The organism is Nocardia jiangxiensis NBRC 101359 (genome assembly GCF_000308615.1).
Classification (GTDB): domain Bacteria; phylum Actinomycetota; class Actinomycetes; order Mycobacteriales; family Mycobacteriaceae; genus Nocardia; species Nocardia jiangxiensis.
The window spans coordinates 1-17,125 of sequence record NZ_BAGB01000074.1 but is presented as its reverse complement, the minus strand read 5'-3'; the positions used below and the strand labels follow the sequence as shown (position 1 = coordinate 17,125).

Annotated in this window: 20 protein-coding genes and 1 pseudogene; 14 read left to right on the top strand and 7 right to left on the bottom strand. The window is 66.8% G+C overall.

Annotation, left to right across the window (positions count from 1 at the left end; translation table 11 throughout):
- The first annotated feature begins 14 nt into the window (after positions 1–14).
- The gene (locus ON40_RS31725; RefSeq protein ID WP_169541929.1) at positions 15–692 is read left to right on the top strand and encodes a hypothetical protein; all 678 of its coding nucleotides are present in this window, start codon (positions 15–17) and stop codon (positions 690–692) included.
- 76 nt (positions 693–768) lie between these two features.
- Here the strand turns inward: ON40_RS31725 and ON40_RS31720 are convergent, their stop codons facing one another.
- From ON40_RS31720 to ON40_RS31700, 6 genes are all read right to left on the bottom strand, one after another.
- Positions 769–1,044, bottom strand: coding sequence for a hypothetical protein (locus ON40_RS31720; RefSeq protein ID WP_157186486.1), 276 nt, complete (start codon positions 1,042–1,044; stop codon positions 769–771).
- Between the two features lie 135 nt (positions 1,045–1,179).
- Positions 1,180–1,323, bottom strand: coding sequence for a hypothetical protein (locus ON40_RS52220; protein ID WP_157186485.1), 144 nt, complete (start codon positions 1,321–1,323; stop codon positions 1,180–1,182).
- Between the two features lie 480 nt (positions 1,324–1,803).
- On the bottom strand, positions 1,804–2,220 hold the full coding sequence (locus ON40_RS56215; RefSeq protein ID WP_063713124.1) for a cold-shock protein: 417 nt from the start codon (positions 2,218–2,220) through the stop codon (positions 1,804–1,806).
- Positions 2,189–2,449 (bottom strand): Rv3202a family protein, encoded by a 261-nt coding sequence (locus ON40_RS31710; RefSeq protein WP_040828734.1) that lies wholly within the window; start codon positions 2,447–2,449, stop codon positions 2,189–2,191. Before ON40_RS31710 ends, ON40_RS56215 begins: the two co-directional genes overlap by 32 nt.
- A 317-nt stretch (positions 2,450–2,766) precedes the next feature.
- Positions 2,767–3,084 (bottom strand): hypothetical protein, encoded by a 318-nt coding sequence (locus tag ON40_RS31705; RefSeq protein WP_040828732.1) that lies wholly within the window; start codon positions 3,082–3,084, stop codon positions 2,767–2,769.
- Positions 3,085–3,112: 28 nt separating this feature from the next.
- Positions 3,113–3,532, bottom strand: coding sequence for an Hsp20/alpha crystallin family protein (locus ON40_RS31700; RefSeq protein WP_083896079.1), 420 nt, complete (start codon positions 3,530–3,532; stop codon positions 3,113–3,115).
- Positions 3,533–3,674: 142 nt separating this feature from the next.
- Here ON40_RS31700 and ON40_RS31695 point away from each other — a divergent pair, with 142 nt between their 5' ends.
- The 3 genes and pseudogenes from ON40_RS31695 to ON40_RS31685 all read left to right on the top strand — a co-directional run.
- Positions 3,675–4,037 (top strand): MerR family transcriptional regulator, encoded by a 363-nt coding sequence (locus ON40_RS31695; protein ID WP_051193809.1) that lies wholly within the window; start codon positions 3,675–3,677, stop codon positions 4,035–4,037.
- A complete protein-coding gene (locus ON40_RS31690) occupies positions 4,034–4,291 on the top strand; it encodes a hypothetical protein (RefSeq protein ID WP_040828728.1) in 258 nt (85 codons plus the stop codon). The genes ON40_RS31695 and ON40_RS31690 overlap by 4 nt, the downstream gene beginning before the upstream one ends.
- A 226-nt stretch (positions 4,292–4,517) precedes the next feature.
- Positions 4,518–4,835, top strand: a pseudogene (locus tag ON40_RS31685) (Tn3 family transposase); the annotation flags it as partial.
- A 16-nt stretch (positions 4,836–4,851) separates the two neighbouring features.
- Here the strand turns inward: ON40_RS31685 and ON40_RS56210 are convergent.
- Positions 4,852–5,133, bottom strand: coding sequence for an alpha/beta hydrolase (locus tag ON40_RS56210; protein WP_040828725.1), 282 nt, complete (start codon positions 5,131–5,133; stop codon positions 4,852–4,854).
- A gap of 576 nt (positions 5,134–5,709) precedes the next feature.
- On the opposite strand from ON40_RS56210, the gene dnaK reads away from it, so the two are divergent.
- From dnaK to ON40_RS31625, 10 genes are all read left to right on the top strand, one after another.
- Positions 5,710–7,608: a molecular chaperone DnaK gene (gene dnaK / locus ON40_RS31670; RefSeq protein WP_040828723.1), complete on the top strand. Its 1,899-nt coding sequence runs from the start codon at positions 5,710–5,712 to the stop codon at positions 7,606–7,608.
- Between the two features lie 11 nt (positions 7,609–7,619).
- On the top strand, positions 7,620–8,117 hold the full coding sequence (locus tag ON40_RS31665) for a nucleotide exchange factor GrpE (protein ID WP_040828722.1): 498 nt from the start codon (positions 7,620–7,622) through the stop codon (positions 8,115–8,117).
- 6 nt (positions 8,118–8,123) lie between these two features.
- Positions 8,124–9,044, top strand: a complete 921-nt coding sequence (locus ON40_RS31660) for a DnaJ C-terminal domain-containing protein (RefSeq protein WP_040828721.1) — start codon at positions 8,124–8,126, stop codon at positions 9,042–9,044.
- Positions 9,041–9,361: a chaperone modulator CbpM gene (locus tag ON40_RS31655; RefSeq protein WP_040828720.1), complete on the top strand. Its 321-nt coding sequence runs from the start codon at positions 9,041–9,043 to the stop codon at positions 9,359–9,361. Before ON40_RS31660 ends, ON40_RS31655 begins: the two co-directional genes overlap by 4 nt.
- Complete coding sequence (gene clpB / locus ON40_RS31650; RefSeq protein ID WP_040828718.1) at positions 9,343–11,973, top strand: ATP-dependent chaperone ClpB; 2,631 nt, start codon at positions 9,343–9,345, stop codon at positions 11,971–11,973. The genes ON40_RS31655 and clpB overlap by 19 nt, the downstream gene beginning before the upstream one ends.
- A 15-nt stretch (positions 11,974–11,988) precedes the next feature.
- Positions 11,989–12,441 carry a thioredoxin family protein gene (locus tag ON40_RS31645; RefSeq protein WP_040828716.1) on the top strand — a complete coding sequence of 151 codons (453 nt, stop codon included), beginning with the start codon at positions 11,989–11,991 and terminating at the stop codon, positions 12,439–12,441.
- Positions 12,438–12,704 carry a UBP-type zinc finger domain-containing protein gene (locus ON40_RS31640; protein WP_040828714.1) on the top strand — a complete coding sequence of 89 codons (267 nt, stop codon included), beginning with the start codon at positions 12,438–12,440 and terminating at the stop codon, positions 12,702–12,704. Before ON40_RS31645 ends, ON40_RS31640 begins: the two co-directional genes overlap by 4 nt.
- Positions 12,704–14,353: an FAD-dependent oxidoreductase gene (locus ON40_RS31635; protein ID WP_085997840.1), complete on the top strand. Its 1,650-nt coding sequence runs from the start codon at positions 12,704–12,706 to the stop codon at positions 14,351–14,353. Before ON40_RS31640 ends, ON40_RS31635 begins: the two co-directional genes overlap by 1 nt.
- A gap of 14 nt (positions 14,354–14,367) precedes the next feature.
- A complete protein-coding gene (locus ON40_RS31630; protein WP_174435094.1) occupies positions 14,368–14,808 on the top strand; it encodes a DUF1931 family protein in 441 nt (146 codons plus the stop codon).
- A 222-nt stretch (positions 14,809–15,030) separates the two neighbouring features.
- The gene (locus ON40_RS31625; protein ID WP_063713123.1) at positions 15,031–16,707 is read left to right on the top strand and encodes a PucR family transcriptional regulator; all 1,677 of its coding nucleotides are present in this window, start codon (positions 15,031–15,033) and stop codon (positions 16,705–16,707) included.
- Positions 16,708–17,125 lie beyond the last annotated feature (418 nt).

The window sequence follows — 17,125 nt, the reverse complement described above, 5'->3', positions numbered from 1 at the left end:
GCACCCTCGTGCAGATGGGCCAGGTCGACCCCGCGTTCCTCGCGATCCGCGAGGGCCTGATCGCCGCGCAGAAGGGCAACGACCCGCTGCTGGCCGCGACCCTGCGCGGGTCGGTCGCCTGGCAGCTGCTGATGCAGGGCTGTTACGAGGAATCCCACAACATCGCGCTCGAGGCCGCCGCGGCGATCGAACTCGCCGGCGACGTGGGCCAGGACCACCTCGCGGTCTACGGCTCACTCGCGCTGCAAAGCGCGACCGCCGCCGGACGCAGCCAAAAGCCCGGAGCGGCACTGGATCTGGCCGACGCCGCGGGCGAGGTCGCCGCACGGATCGGCGAGGACACCAAACACTACGAGTGCGGATTCGGTCCGAGCCAGGTGGTCATGCAGACCACCGACATCCAGATCTCCGACGAGCAGTACGCCGAAGCGGTCACCGCCCCGCGCCATGCCGCACGGCGGCGCCGGGCTGGCCCCGGTGTCCCAGGCCCGGCACCTCACCGACCGCGCCGCGACGATGGTCCGTCTCGGCGAACACCGCAAGGCCCTGGACCTGCTGACCGCCGAGAACACCGCGGGCCCGGAATGGGTGAAATACCAGTCCCTGCTCGAGCAGGTCGTCTCCGAACTCCTCGACCACGACCGCCGCCCCCGCTGCGCGACCTCGCCGACCGTGCTGGAGCCCACGCCTGACACCGGTGACCCGAAGTTCACCTCCTGGAAAGCGCGAAGTGCCTCACCGAATCCGGTGAGGCACTTCGCGTAACGGTCAGCAGGCCGTTTCGAACGGAAAGCACGGCGGCGGGGTGTACGTCGACGTCGGCGGGGCGGTCAGCCGCACCGGAACGGTGTCGGCAGGCTGAGCGGAATCGGATCGACCGAACACGGCCAGCAGGACCAGCACGAAGACCGCACTGGCCACGACGACCCAGACCAGGGTGCCCAGGATCGCGTCCGGATTGGAGCTGTGGTAGCCATGCACGTACATCCGCCCGGACCGCCGTCGGGGTGCGCCGCGGTCGACGAACCGGCTGTGCGCCTTCACGTAGCACCGCCGATCTTTCCCGGCGCGAGTGCATTCGCACGGCCTCGCGTCAGCCGGTTCATCGGTCGCTCTCGCCGGCGAGTGCGGCGAGCGCGGGAACGGTCACCCGCAGTGCGAGCAGGGTGAGCATGATCTTCATACTCCGGCCGTGGGAGCGGCGACCGGGGTGAGGGCACCGTCCATGACCTCGGTCCACCAGTGGTCCAGGGGGCTGGGGTCGGGCCAGTGCACCACCGGTGAGTTTTCGGGAACGTCGGAATCGGTTGCGCGCGTGCGCACGTGGTTCCTGCGAGCGGTGCGCCGCGCTGAACTGGTCTGTGCTGGTGATGTCATGGTGGCCTTCGGGCTGGGTGCTCTGATGATTGCGACAGGCGGTGCGTATTGCGGAGGGGAACAGGGGGAGACATCGGATCCGCGTCGCTCGCCGATGTGCGCTGCCTGGTCAGCAGCGGGCGGCGCTGCTGGCCGGTCGGGCGCGGCGTGGATAGGGATTGCGGGCCCGGGGATGACGGGGGTCGGGGGACCTCGGCGCGGCCGGGTCGGTGGACATGGCGGGTGGCATGATCGTGTCCCACCACGGGCGCGGGCGGCGGGGTCCGTGCCGGTCCACGCTCCGTATGTCGCCGGGGTCGGTGGCAGCGGTGGTTATCCGGCGTGTGGCCGCGCTGGAGACAGTGTGGTTGCTGGTGTTGCGGGGTGGGTGTGTCGATGTCATGACGGCTCTGCGGGGTTGTGGTGATTGTGCGGGTCGTTGTTGGCTCAGGCGGCCTGCCAGCGGCATCGAGACCGATGTGGCCGTTTCTGCTCGGCCTGCGTGCGAGTACGGCGGTGGCCGCGCTGGGGTGGAGTCGAGGTGCTGGCGCGGGTGTAGGGCACGACGCGGGTGGCTTCGGGGCCGCGGCCGGTGTCGGTGGCGGTGAACACCACCGGCTGCCCGGCGGCGAGGGTCTTGAATCCCAAGGCGTCGATTCCCTGGTAATCGACGAATACGGCGGGACCGGTGTCGGGTGTGAGGAACCCGAACCCCTTCTCGGTGTTGAACCAGGCGACGTGGCCGTGGTGCCAGCGGGGTGGTTCTTGCCCGCTGCCGGTGTGCGGGTCGCAGCACGTGGTGGCGGTGCGGGTGGGCTTGGCGGGGGCACGGTTAGTCGGTGGGGCTGTAGTCGTAGTCGTCATCGCAGTCGAGTGGGGTGATCCAGGCTTGGTCGATACGGTCGGTGAGGTCGGCTGGGTCGATCGCGGCGCGCACCGTTTCGGCCGGTGGCGCGAGCGTGGTGGTGTCCAGGCCGATGTCGCGGTCGCTGTCGTGGGCGGGACGGTTCTGCCCGGCGTGGTCGAAGTCGCTGCCTGCCGGGGTGATGGTGGTCCGGGTGCTGGTCACGGCGATCCCTGCCTCGAACGTCATCGTGTGGTCGATTCGGGCGAAAAAGGGGCCGGGTGAGCCCGGAAGCGGTTGTGCTGACCGGGCCCACCCGTGGACGGGAAGAGTCTGAACATGAACTGCTGTGCTGTTCCCGCACGGGGCGGCGAACCGGGCCCTGCCGCTGATGCCACCACAGTGGCTGTGTATGCGCCGGAGAGGGGAGTCCTGACGCGCCTGTATCGGTGGAGCGGGCATCGGGCTCGGGTCGCCGACCCGCATTGTCGCGAGAATACTTCTGTGCGAGAACATTTCGTGCGGGTTTTCGGTGTCTTCTACGGGCATCACCTCGCTTCGTCTCGTCATCGGGTACCGCATCGAGAGCGCCGGCGCACCCGCAGGGGCGGGCCGCGCTGGCGTCCCGGCACGGCGGCCGGTCGGCGGCCCGGACACCGTGCCGCCTGCGCGGCCGCCGCGTGCGCGGGCCGGTCCCGGGGCGCGCGATACTCGCGCGGCGGTGGGGACCGCCACCGGTCCCAGGCCTGGCGCAGAACCTCGTCGATCTCGGCGAACAACTCCTCGAGGTCCGGATCGGACTCCAGCAGCCGGGCATCGGGCCACGACAGCTCGTCTGCGGCCTCGGTCGTCGCATGCCCGGTCGCGCACTCCATCGGCATCATCACAGGACCTCCCGTGATGCCGCCCGGGTCAGGCGTTGATCGCCTGATGCTCGTCGTGGCGGCTGATCTCGATCTTGCGGGGTTTGGCTTTCTCCGCGACCGGGATGACCAATCGCAGGACGCCGTCGCGGTAGTCGGCGCGGATGGCGTCGGTGTCGAGATTCTCTCCCAGGAACAACTGCCGGGAGAACACCCCGCGGGTGCGTTCCGCGGCGATCATCGACCGTCCCTGGTCCAGTTCCGGGCGTGAGGCGCGCACGGTCACCACGTTGCGTTCGATATCCAGGTCCAGGGATTCCGGGTCGATGCCGGGCAGGTCGAGTTCGGCGAAGAACTCATCTCCCTCGCGCCAGGCATCCATCGGCATCACCACCGGCCGCGCCGGGGTGCCGAACACCTGCTGGGTCAGGCGATCCAGGTCCCGGAAAGGATCGGTGCGCATCAGCATGGTCGCCACCTCCACTCACTCCATTCTTGTCGACGGGGCTCAGATAACCTCTGTCATCTGACAGAGATATTTTTAGCACTCGACTGAGGAGAGTGCAAGCATCGTGCTGAGGTAATCTGGAAACAGCAAGAGAGGAATGTAGATGCTGCCTGATCGACACGACCGCCCGCCCGGACTCGGCTCCGGTCATCGGCCCGGCCCAGCCCAGGCGGTGTACGGGATCTCGGTGGCCGCCGAGCTGGCCGGGATGGGGGCGCACTCGCTGCGCCTGTACGAGGAACACGGGCTGCTCACCCCCGCCCGCAGCGCGGGGGGCACCCGCCGTTACAGCGACGACGACGTGGCGCGGCTCGCGCGTATCGCCGCCTTGACCGGGCAGGGGATCAACCTCGTCGCGATCGCCCGCATCCTGGACCTCGAGGACACCAACACCGCCTTACGCGATACCAACGCCGCGCTCACCGCCGAACGCGACCAGCTTCGCGGCCACCACGATCGCTCATGACCGACCCCCCTGCTCGGACACGGCCCCGCACCACCGCGATCGAGACACTCAAAAAGATCCGGTGCGTTTTAGACGCCATCGCCTGTGACCTCGAGACCTTGTGTCAGATCGAGGAGATCCAGCAGCAGCACCACGTCGTGCTCACCTCGTCCACCGCAGTCACCGCCCACCTGCACGCCGCGATCGAAACCCTGCAGCAGACACTCGCCTGCGACGGCCGCGACATCACCGCGAGGCGCCCGCCGAACCGCTGAATTTCTCGCAGCGGCCGGGCGGATTCCCCGGCGGACCCGCGCCACTGGCAAACGAGACATTCTTCTAAAGGTCGCCGAGTTTCGGCCGAGTTTGGGGCGAATATGGCGTAGTGGGCTGGTAGAGCGGGGTTTTCGCGTTCGGCGTGCGCGGCCGGGTGGTCGGTGCTTGGCTGCCGATGAGGGTTGATCGGCGGCGTGTTGGAGGTTGGGGTTCGTGGCGCCGCGGGTGTTCGCGGACGAGGGCACGATCCGCGCCCGCCAGCTCGACGACCAGACCGGCCAAGCCTGGTGCCTGGCCGCGAACGCGGTAATCGCTTGGACCACAGAGTATTACGGGCTCGCCGTCGATCAGATGCGCCGAGCCGGTCGCCTGCGCCGAGCCGGTCGCCGGATCGATGACGATGTGCTCGCACATATCAGCCCGGCGCACAGCGAGAACATCAACGCTTTCTTCGGCGCGATCGAGGTCGACATCGACGCCGAGCTCGCCCAGTTGGGGCCGACCGGCTACCGGCCGCTGCGAGTGCGCGACACCCTGTTCTGAACCCGCCCATCCCGGTTCACCTGGGTGGTGTCGTTACGGCGGTGTGGATCGTGTGCAGGGCGTTGCGGCGCAGGTCACGGCTGATCGTGGTGGTGGGTGCGACGGTGTCGAAGCCGTGGAAGGCGCCGGGGATGACGGTGAGCTGGCTGTCGACCGCGACGAGCACTCCGGTGCGGGTGGCGATCTGGTGGCACCAGCGGTCGTCTTGCGCGGCGGTGCCGAAGACGTAGCCGCCGCCGTGGATCCACAGCAGTGCCGGGCCCGGCACCCGGCGAGTGGTGTCGCCGTACACACGCACCCGCGCACCGTCGCCGAGGTCGGTGACCGCGGCGGCGGGATGCGGCCGCTGACGGTTTCGCGGGGGAGGGCCAGTGCGTACGGGCGCAGGTAGAGATGTCGCTTGGTAGAGGGTGATCCGCAGCCCGGGGCTATGTAACGGGGTGATCGGCGCTTGGCTTTGGCCGCTGATCAGGCTGGTCGCTATAGAGGTTGGCGTTCGTGGCGCACCGGGTCGTTCTTCGTGGTCTTCGTCGCGCTGTGGCCTATCTGACGATCTCCGAACTCATTCGGTCTGAACCGATACTGGCCGTATCGGACAAACCTGCCACTGCGGGCACCGGCCATGGTGCCCGCAGTGCCCAGCGGCAGCGCTACCGGCCGGTGGTAGGTCGACCCACCCCGCTCTACTCGACGGTGCGGCCGATCACGGCGGCCACCCCGTCCAATCCATAGTGCTCGTCCCTGCTCCGGCAGGACCAATCGGTTTCGCGTTTTTCGCCTTGTCGGACCGTGTCGTGCCTCTGGTGTGGCCGCGAGGATTGGCGTTGTCGAATATCCGGCGGCCGGCCGGTCGCGCCGATCCGAAGGAATTGATATGGCCACTGCTGTAGGAATCGATCTTGGGACGACGAATTCTGTCATCGCGAGCTGGCAGGGCGGCGAGCCGGTGGTGATCGCCAATGCCGAGGGCGCTCGCACCACACCATCGGTGGTTGCGTTCACCGAAAGTGGTGAGCGGCTTGTCGGTCAGCTTGCCCGCAGGCAGTCGATTTTGAATCCGAAGGGCACGATCTATTCGGCGAAGCGATTCATCGGCCGCCACTTCGACGAAATATCGGAGGAGGCCAAGGCGGTGAGCTTCGACGTCGTCGAGGGCGAGGGCGGGGTTGCCCGGTTCGATGTGCGAGGCAAGAAGTATGCGCCTGAGGAGATCAGTGCGCTGGTGCTGCGCAAGCTGGTCGATGACGCGAGCAAATATCTGGGTGAGCGGGTCAAAGAAGCGGTGATCACGGTGCCCGCCTACTTCAACGACGCACAGCGCAATGCCACCAAGGACGCGGGCCGGATCGCGGGACTCGATGTCCTGCGCATCATCAACGAGCCGACTGCCGCGGCTTTGGCGTACGGATTGGACAAGCAGACCCACGAGACGGTGCTCGTATTCGATCTCGGCGGTGGCACCTTCGATGTCAGCCTGCTCGACGTCGGTGACGGAGTGGTCGAGGTCCGCTCCACCGCGGGTGATTCCCATCTGGGCGGCGACGACTTCGATCGACGCATCGTCGACTATCTCGCCGACGAATTCCAGCGCGAGGAGCACATCGACTTGCGTGCCGATCCGCAAGCGCTGCAACGACTTTTCGAGGCAGCGGAGAAGGCCAAGGTCGAGCTGTCCTCGGTGACACAGACACAGGTGAATCTGCCGTTCGTCACCGCCGACGCGAACGGACCCAAGCACCTCACCACCACGATCATGCGCTCGAAGTTCGAGGACTTGACCGCGGATCTGGTGCAGCGCTGCCTCGGCCCGGTGGAGCAGGCCATGAAGGACGCCAAGATCACCGCCAACGACATCGACGAGGTGATCCTGGTCGGCGGATCCACCCGCATCCCGGCGGTCCAAGCGCTGGTGCGCCGACTGACCGGCGGCAAGGATCCGAATATGAGCGTCAACCCCGACGAGGTCGTCGCGCTCGGCGCGGCCGTCCAGGCGGGCGTGCTCAAGGGCGAGGTCTCCGATGTGCTGCTGCTGGACGTCACGCCGCTGTCGCTCGGCGTGGAGACCCAGGGCGGGGTGATGACGAAGATCATCGAGCGCAATACCACCATCCCGGCCCGGCGCAGCGAAGTCTTCTCCACCGCGGAGGACAACCAGCGCGCGGTCGATGTGGTGGTGCTGCAGGGCGAACGCGAACGCGCCTCCGACAACCGCGTACTCGGCCGGTTCCGGCTGGAGGACATCCGGCCGGCGCCCCGCGGCCAAGCGCAGGTCGAGGTCACCTTCGACATCGACGCCAACGGCATCCTCAATGTCACCGCGCGCGACAAGGACACCGGCAAAGAGCAGAGCATCACCATCAGCGAGCAATCCAATCTGGACCAGAGCGAGGTGGACCGGATGCTCGCCGAGGCCGAGCAGCACCGCCGCGAAGACGAGGAACTGCGCAAGGCCGTCGATGCCCGCAACGCGTTGGATTCGGCCGCGTACCAGGTGGAGCGGCGCCTGGCCGAACTCGGTGACAGCGCGCCGCCGCACGAGCGGGCACGCGCTGAGATGCTGATCGCCGACGCCAGGCAGGCCGTCAAAGAAGAAGCGCCACTGGATCGGGTGCAGTCGCTCACCTCGGAACTGCAGCAATTGCAGTACGGGTTGCAGCCCGCGCAATCCGGTGGCGACCGACAATCGAGTTACGCGGGCACCGCCGGTACGGGCGGGGGCGCGGGCTCACCCGGTGACGACGACGTGATAGACGCCGAGTTCGACCGGAGTTGAGGGGATTTCCGATGGATACCTCCGCAGACCAGTCGACTGCCGATGCACCTGATCCGGGCGCGGCGCCGGAACCACCCGTCGCCCAGATCGCTGAGTTGGAAGATCGCTGGCGCCGCACAGCCGCCGATCTGGACAACCTACGAAAGCGCTATGCCAAAGATCTCAATCGAGAACGCGCGGCCGAACGATCGAAGGTGGCGGCCGCCTGGCTACCGATGCTGGACAACTTGGAACTGGCACTCGCGCACGCGAACGGCGAGGCGGACCCACTCGTCGCGGGCGTCCGCGCGATCCGGGACCAAGCGGTGCAGGTACTCGAACAGCTCGGCTACCCAAGGCATTCGGAGGTGGGGGTGCCGTTCTCCCCGGAAATGCACGAGGTGGTCAGCGTGGTCGACCGGCCCGATTTCCCGCCGGGGACCGTGGTCGAGGTGGTTCGCCCCGGATACGGCGAGAATGGCCGCCAACTGCGTCCGGCGGCCGTGATCGTCAGCAGACGCGAGGGGTGAGCGTCGGTGGCGCGCGACTACTACGAGGTCCTCGGGGTTTCCCGCGACGCCGACAAGGACCAGATTCAGCAGGCATATCGCAAGTTGGCGCGGCGATATCACCCGGATGTGAATTCCGATCCGGCGGCGGAGGATCGGTTCAAGGAGGTCAGCGAGGCGTACGAGGTGCTGTCCGATCCGTCGACGAGGAGTCGTTACGACCGCTTCGGTGAGGACTTCCGGCGAGTGCCGGAGGATTACGACGAGCGGGTCGGCGCGGCCACCGGCGGGTTCGGTGGCGGCAGAGGTGGTTTCGGGGGCGGGACCCGCGTGCACTTCGGCCGCGGTTTCGACGGCAACGTCGACGTCGGCGACATATTCGGCGATATCTTCGGTGGCCGCGGCGGCGGGTACGGACCGATTCCGGGTGCCGATCAGGAGGCGGTCCTGGAGCTGACCGTCGAGGAGGCATACCGCGGCGGCAAGCGCAGGCTCGGGCTCGACGGGCGCAGCTATGACGTCGATATCCCGGCCGGGGTGATCGACGGGCAGCGGATCCGGCTGGCCGGGCAGGGCGGGCGTGGCAGTGGCGACGCGCCTGCAGGGGATCTCTACCTGGTCGTGCGCATCAAGCCACATCCGCGCTTCCGGTTGATCGGCCGCGACATCTACCTCGACCTGCCCGTCTCCCCGTGGGAGGCGGTGCTCGGCGCCACCGTCGCGGTCCCCACCCCGAGCGGCGAGGCGAAGGTCAAAGTGGCGCCGGGCTCCTCGACCGGGCGCAAGCTGCGATTGCGTGGCGCGGGCATGCCCAACGCTCGCGGCGCCGACGGCAACCTGTACGCCGAGGTCAAGGTCATGGTGCCGTCGAAACCGACCGCGCGGGAACGGGAGTTGTTCGAGCAGTTGGCCGCCGAATCGAGCTTCGATCCGAGGAGAGAGCAATGAGTGCGCCCACACCGCGATACCTGCTCGTACGGCGACCGGGACTGCGGCTCGGCGAGTTTTCGCGGAGGTCCGGCCTGCATCCGGACATGGTGCGCAAATTGGTCGCGCTCGGACTGCTCGACTGCGCCCGCGAAGGTACCGAACTGTGCTTCGAGCCGTCCGCGGTGGCGGTTGTCGCGCGAATTCAGCGCCTGCGGTCCGGGCTCGGATTGAACTATGCGGCAATCGGGTTGGTGCTCGATCTGCTGAAGCGAATCGAAGAACTCGAAGCCGATCCTCGTCGAAGGAGGACGTCGCGATGGACACCAGCAAACTGACGGAGAAATCTCGGGAAGCCTTGAGCGAAGCGCAGAACGCGGCCACGCGATCGGGGCACAGCGAGGTGGACGGCGAGCATCTGCTGCTCGCCTTGATCGACCAGCGCGACGGGCTGGTGCCCCGGCTGCTCGACCAAGCGGGTGCGGATCTCGACGCCTTGCGCGCCGAGGTGGATCGCGAGCTGGCCCGCCGGCCCAAGGTCAGTGGTCCGGGCGCCGCACCGGGGCAGGTGATGGTCACCCAGCGATTGGCGGCGCTGCTCGAATCGGCCGAACGAGAAGCCAAGCGGCTCAAGGACTCCTACGTTTCGGTGGAGCACCTGGTAATGGCGCTGGCCGAAGAGGGATCGGGCACTGCGGCGGGCCGGATCCTCGCGGGGCAGGGCATCACCAGAGAGTCGTTCCTGCAGGCGCTCACCACGGTTCGCGGCAATCAGCGAGTGACCTCGGCGACACCGGAGGGCGCTTACGAGGCACTGGACAAATATGGCCGCGACCTCGTCGCCGAAGCAAACGCGGGCAAGCTTGACCCGGTCATCGGCCGAGACGCCGAGATCCGCAGGGTGACACAGATTTTGAGCAGAAAGACCAAGAACAATCCGGTATTGATCGGCGATCCCGGCGTCGGCAAGACCGCGATCGTGGAGGGCCTGGCCCAGCGCATCGTCCGTGGCGATGTGCCCGAAGGCCTGCGCGACAAAACGATCTTCTCCCTCGATATGGGTTCGCTGGTCGCGGGGGCGAAATACCGTGGTGAGTTCGAGGAGCGTCTGCAAGCCGTGCTGTCGGAGGTGAAGGCGGCCGAGGGCCGCATCCTCCTCTTCGTCGACGAGCTGCATACCGTGGTCGGTGCGGGCTCGGTCGGCGGTGAAGGATCTCTCGACGCGGGCAATATGCTCAAGCCGATGCTCGCCCGCGGCGAGCTGCACATGATCGGCGCCACCACCCTGGACGAGTACCGCAAGCACGTCGAATCCGATGCGGCACTGGAACGTCGATTCCAGACTGTGCTGGTGGATGAGCCCAGCGTGGAGGACGCGGTGTCCATCCTGCGCGGCCTGCGTGAACGGCTCGAGGTCTTCCACGGCGTGAAGATTCAGGACGGCGCGCTGGTAGCGGCCGCGACACTGTCGCATCGCTACATCACCGACCGCTTCCTGCCGGACAAAGCCATCGACCTGGTCGATGAGGCATGTGCTCGGCTGCGCACCGAAATCGACTCCATGCCGGCCGAACTCGACGAACTCACCAGAAAGGTGACCCGGCTCGAGATCGAAGAGGCGGCACTGTCCAAGGAGACCGACGCGGCCAGCAAGGCTCGCCTCGAGGAGCTTCGAAAAGAACTCGCCGATCTGCGGGCCGAGGCCGACTCGAGGCACGCCCAATGGGACGCCGAACGGCAGGCGATCCGGCGGGTGCAGGAATTGCGCGGACAGCTCGAGCGACTGCGCCACGAAGCCGAAGAGGCCGAACGCAATTACGACCTCAACCGCGCGGCCGAGTTGCGCTACGGCGAGATCACCAACCTGGAACGCAATCTGCAAGCGGCAGAGGAACAATTGCGGTCCAAACAAGGCAAGCAGCCGCTGCTGCGCGAGGTTGTCACCGAGGACGAGATCGCCGAAATCGTCGCCGCGTGGACCGGAATCCCGGTGGCCCGGCTACAGGAGGGCGAGCGGGAGAAGTTGCTACGGCTCGATGAAATCCTGCACGAGCGGGTGGTCGGGCAAGAGGAGGCAGTGCAACTCGTCGCGGACGCGGTGATCCGCGCCCGGTCGGGCATCCGCGACCCACGCAGGCCGATCGGATCGTTCATCTTCCTCGGACCCACCGGCGTCGGCAAGACCGAACTCGCGAAAACCTTGGCCGCGGCGCTTTTCGACAGCGAAGACAATATGGTGCGCCTGGACATGAGCGAGTACCAGGAGCGGCATACGGTCAGCAGGTTGATCGGTGCGCCTCCCGGCTACGTCGGTTACGACGAGGGCGGGCAGCTCACCGAGGCCGTGCGCCGCAAGCCGTACTCGGTGGTGTTGTTCGACGAGATCGAGAAGGCGCACGCCGATGTGTTCAATACCCTGCTGCAGGTGCTCGACGACGGCCGGATCACCGATTCGCAAGGCCGACAGGTCGATTTCCGCAACACCGTGGTGATCATGACCTCGAATATCGGCTCCCAGCACCTACTCGACGGTGTCACCGCACACGGCGAGATCAAGCCGGACGCACGGGATCGGGTGCTCGCCGAGCTACGGGGGCACTTCCGCCCCGAGTTCCTCAACCGCGTCGATGACATCGTGCTGTTCACGCCGCTGACGTTGCCGCAGATCGAGCACATCGTCGAGCTACAACTCGAAGAACTCCGACGTCGGCTGGCGGAACGGCAGATCAGTCTCGATATCACCCCGCAGGCGCGCAGGCTCATCGCCCAGCACGGATTCGATCCAGTCTACGGTGCCCGGCCGTTGCGCCGCTACATCGCGCACGAAGTCGAGACGAAGATCGGCCGGGCTCTCATGCGCGGCGACATCGGTCAGGGCGGCGCCGTCACTGTCACCGTGGACGGTGCCGATCTAGCGGTCGCGTACACCGCGGCCGCGATCGCGGCATGAAAACGAGGTACGACCATGGAAACCGCGAAGATCAAATGCCCCAACTGCGGAAAGTTCAATCGGGTTGCGGCCGCGGCGGAAGGCACACCGCGCTGCGGTAACTGCCACAAACCGCTGCCGTGGATCGTCGCGGCCGGCGACGACGACTTCACCGAGGTGACCGCACACTCTTCGGTGCCGGTCCTGGTCGACCTGTGGGCGACCTGGTGCCGGCCCTGTCTGATGGTCAGCCCGGCACTCGAACAGCTCGCGGCCGAACGGGCAGGTCGGTTGAAGCTGGTCAAGGTCGACGTCGATGCCGCACCGCGTACCGCCGAGCGGTTGGTCGTGCGGGCGGTGCCGACCTTGCTCGTGCTCGACCGTGGCGAGGCGCTGGCCCGGCAGGCGGGCGCTGCTCCGATACCGGAACTGCGGAGATGGCTGGACCAGGCCCTGTCCAATCGAGCAGACAAGGGGGTGACCGCATGACCTCCACCCATACCGATCCCCATATCGCTGCGATCCGGCCGGTGGCGCCGCGGACACCACAGGGCTGCGAGGAGTGTCTTCGGCTCGGCACGCCATGGCTGCATCTGCGGCTGTGCCTGACCTGCGGGCACGTCGGGTGCTGCGACTCGTCCCCGATGCGGCACGCGCGAGCCCACGCCGCCGGGACCGCCCACCCCATCGTCCAATCGATGGAACCCGGCGAGAATTGGCGCTGGTGCTACGTCCACCAGAACTTCGTCTGATGAACGTCGAAACCCCCGACGAGGTCGGTGCGTATCCGCGATTGTCGGAGGCGCAGGTGGCGACGCTCGCCGTCGGCGGCGCCCAGCGAGCCGTGCGCGCCGGTGAGACGTTGGTTCGCGCCGGCGCGCCGAGCGACGAGTTCTTCGTGATCCTGTCCGGCACCGTCGCGATCGTCGACGACGATGCGGGGCAACACCGGGTGCTACGCATCCACGGGCCCGGCCGATTCCTTGGCGAGCTGGGCCTGCTGGAAGGTCAGGTCGCGTTCTACACCGCGGAGATGACCGAAGACGGCGAGGTGCTGGTCGTCCCGGTCCAGCGGATACGCGCGCTGGTCGAACACGACCCGGTGCTCAGCGATCTCATTCTGCGCGCGTATCTGATCCGGCGCTGCCAGCTGCTCGACATCGTCTCCGGGTTCCGAATCATCGGCTCCTGCTACTCGCCCGACACCCTGCGGCTACGCGAGTTCGCGGTGCGAAACCGACTGCCGCACACCTGGATCGACCTCGAGCGCGACAGGAGGGCCGAACAGCTCCTGCGTGATCTCGGTGTCGCACCCGAGGACACCCCGGTCGTCATCTGGCGTGGCGAGCGGGTGCTGCGCAATCCGACGAATGCCGAATTGGGGCACCTCATCGGCCTACCGGTGCCGACCACGTTGCGCGAGGTGTGCGACCTGATCGTGGTGGGTGCCGGCCCAGCCGGTCTGGCCGCCTCGGTGTACGGCGCATCGGACGGGCTCGACACCTCGGTGCTGGAGGCGATCGCGGCGGGCGGGCAGGCAGGCACGTCCTCGCGCATCGAGAACTACCTGGGTTTTCCCGCGGGCATCTCCGGCACCGAGCTGGCCGAGCGAGCGGTCATCCAGGCCGGAAAGTTCGGTGCTCGATTGCTGGTGTCCGCGGAGGTAGTCGGGCTGGAAGCCGAGGATGGACACCATCTGCTGCGGCTGGCCGAGGGCGGCACGCTGCTCGGCCGCACCGTCGTCCTGGCCACCGGCGCCCGCTATCGCAAACTGGCCGTGACCGGGATCGAGCGCTTCGAAGGCACCGGCGTGTACTACGCCGCGACCCATCAGGAGGCGGCGATGTGCGGTGTGGACCCGGTGGCGATCGTCGGCGGCGGTAACTCCGCAGGGCAGGCGACGGTGTTTCTCGCGGGTCACGTCGAGCACGTGCACCTACTCATCCGGGATCGCGATCTCGGCAAGAGCATGTCCCGGTATCTGGTCGAGCAGGTCGAGCGACACCCGCGTGTGACGGTGCACCGCAACACCGAGGTGCGAGAGGTCACCGGCGTCAGCGACCTCGAAGCAATCGTGGTCGAGAACAATCGCACCGGGGAGCGGGACAAGCTCGCGGTCCGCGCCCTGTTCGTCTTCATCGGGGCCATCCCGCGCACCGCGTGGTTGGCGGACACCATCGCGCTCGACGCGCACGGCTTCGTCCGCACCGGCCCGGACGCGCACTACCCGGCCGAGGAGCGACGCGATTCCGGACGTCGACCGCTACCACTCGAAACAAGCAGGCCCGGCGTCTTCGCGGTGGGCGATGTCCGTAGTGGCTCGGTCAAACGAGTCGCGTCCGCCGTCGGTGAAGGTGCGATGGCGGTGCGCCACATTCACGAATACTTCGAGAGGAGCTGACCGAAATGCCGGTAATGGGCGTTGTCAAATTTCAGCGTTTCTTTCGTGCCGCGGCCGGGCTGCAGGTGGACCGCAATGATCTCAAGCGCTACACCGAATTCATCGACGACAAGATCTACGACCTGTTCATCATCGCCAAGGCATCAGCGAAGGCGAACTCGCGCGATGTGATCGAATCGTGGGATCTTCCGATCACCGCGGGACTGCAGCAGAGCATCCATCGGTTCGAGAAGCTGGACGAGGAGATCGAGCTGCAACCGCTGCTCGACCAACTCGCCGCGCGCCCCCCGCTCGACCTCGCCCTTTCGGAGGACACCGAGCACCGACTGCCGCTGATCGCCGGCGGCCTCAGCGTGGCGCTCGCGCAAACGTTCGTCACGATCGCACCCAAGGTCAAAAATCCGGGAACCGCCGAATGGTCCGCCGTGTTCGAAATATTTCATCTGCTGCTCTGATGCCGCAACGATGCATATTCGTCATGGGCTGCAAACGCCGCATCGATCGGCGTATTATTGATGGCCAACGTCCACAGAATTAGTCTGCATCTGGATGTCCGTCACTCGGAGTGAATCGGTGCGCGTGGCGGCGAGTGGATCGGCCGAAATTAGCCGGGTGGGCGTGGCCGAGGCCGCCGCAGCGCCGGGTTCGACCGAAAACCACGATGGGCCAGGCCCGCCATGAATCAGCAATTGTTGAGTCACCCGATCGTCGATGGCCCGGCGCGCGCGCACCTGGCGTCACTGCACGGGTTGTGCGCGCTGTCGGCGGCCCTGTCGAACGAGCACGACGAAGTGGAAATACTTCGCATGGCCCATGCGGCCGTCCCGTCCCTCGGCTCGTGTCGCACGCTGGCGAGCTATCGCCGGGTGGACGACGAATTCACGCGGTCCTCCCCGACACGACCTGCACAGCCCGGCCTGGACGCGCAGGTCAGCGCCCAAGGCGGCCAGGGCAGCGTAAACCTGGACGGCGAGAGATGGGGGTGGGCGTTCGTCCTGCGGACCTCGTCCGGAGCGGTCGGTTCGCTCGTTGTCGGCTCCGACCGCGAGCCACGGCCGGACGAGATATTCCTTCTGGAAGTGCTGGCGCAGCTCACCGGTTCAGCGCTGGGCAACGCGACCATGTACGAACGTGCCTGCGCCCACGCGACCGAACTCACAGAGACCAACGAGCACTTGGCCGCCACGGTGCGACGCCTCGAACAGCAGACGCGGGTGCATGAGGTGCTCGCTGGGGCCGCCGCCTACGGACAGGGCGAACAAGGTATCGCCGACGCCCTCGCCCAGCTGACCGATTTGCCCGTCGCGGTCGAAGATCCCTTCGGCAATCTGCGCGCCTGGTCCGGACCCGGCCGACCAGAACCCTATCCCAAAGCCGCACCGGAGCAGCGCGATCAACTGCTGCATCGACTCGCGACCCACAATGCGCCGCTACGGCTCCACGATCGGGTGATCATGCTGGTGAAACCGCATAGCGATGTCCTCGGCACGGTCGCGCTGATCGACCCGGACCATCGCGTCGTCGATGCTCAGCTGTTCGCACTGGTCTACGGCAGCACCATGCTCGCCCTCGAACTCGCACATCAACGCACTCTTGCCGAGATCGAACTGCGGCTACATCGCGAGCTCGTCGACGATCTCGCCTCCGGCACCGACAACGACAGTGCCTACGCCCGCGCCGAAGCGTTGGGACACGACCTGCACGGAACGCACTATGTCGTCGTGGTGCACAGCGCAGGCCGCGCCGACGATTCGATCGCCGACGCCGCGAGCCGCGCCGCGTCGGCCCTGAGCCTGCAATACATCCAGGGCCGCCACGGCGGCGCGGTCGTGCTGATCACCGACCGCAGACCGGATCCAGGCGCCTTCCACCACGCAATCCACGAACGCCTCGACGCCACGCCGATAACCATCGGAATCAGCGGCCGGTGCGAGCAGCCGAGCGACTTCGTGCGCTCGTTCGCCGATGCCCACCGTGCCGTCCACATCCGGCTGCAGTCGCGAATGCCGGACGGCGCGACGGCATTCGAAGAACTCGGCTTCTATCGTCTGGTCGACGCGGCGCACGCCGACGGTCAGGTCGACCGCTTCATACACGAATGGCTCGGTGCCCTTCTGGAGTACGACGCCACGAGGCATTCGGACCTCGTGCACACCCTGGCCCAGTATCTCGAGTGCGGCGGCAACTACAACGATACTGCCGCCGTACTACACATCCATCGCAGCACCCTGCGCTATCGCCTCGGCCGCATCCGCGAACTCACCGGCTTCGACCTACGTGATCCGAACATCCGCTTCAATCTCCAAGCCGCAACGCGCGCATGGCAATTCCTGTCCGCCGGCGCTGCCCCGTGACAGTTGCGACCACCAGCCAGTTCGCCCGACGGATCGAAGCCCCGTCCCGCAGATCGATGGCACCCCATCAAGAGGCAACGATTTCCATCAGCCCGAAACCGTTGTGACACTGTGTCAATCACCTCTTGAGCGTCCTGCCGCAACGAGGTGACCATCCCGGCCGGAGACACGGTCATTGTCGTCGGCTCAACGGGATTCGGCGGCCGATCCGGAGTGTCGGTGCACGCCTCCTGCGTTCAGATCGGTCATCAGGCGTTGTCGAGGACCGCGGTGGGATCGGTTGATCTCGCCAGTCGCCGACGACAAACGGCAGAATCGGCCACACCCGAGCCTTGAGGTTCACCCCGAATGGTGGACAGGGGCTTACAGGTTTCAGGCGGCGGCGGTTCGCAGTGAACGTTCGAAAGCGTCGGGGCTT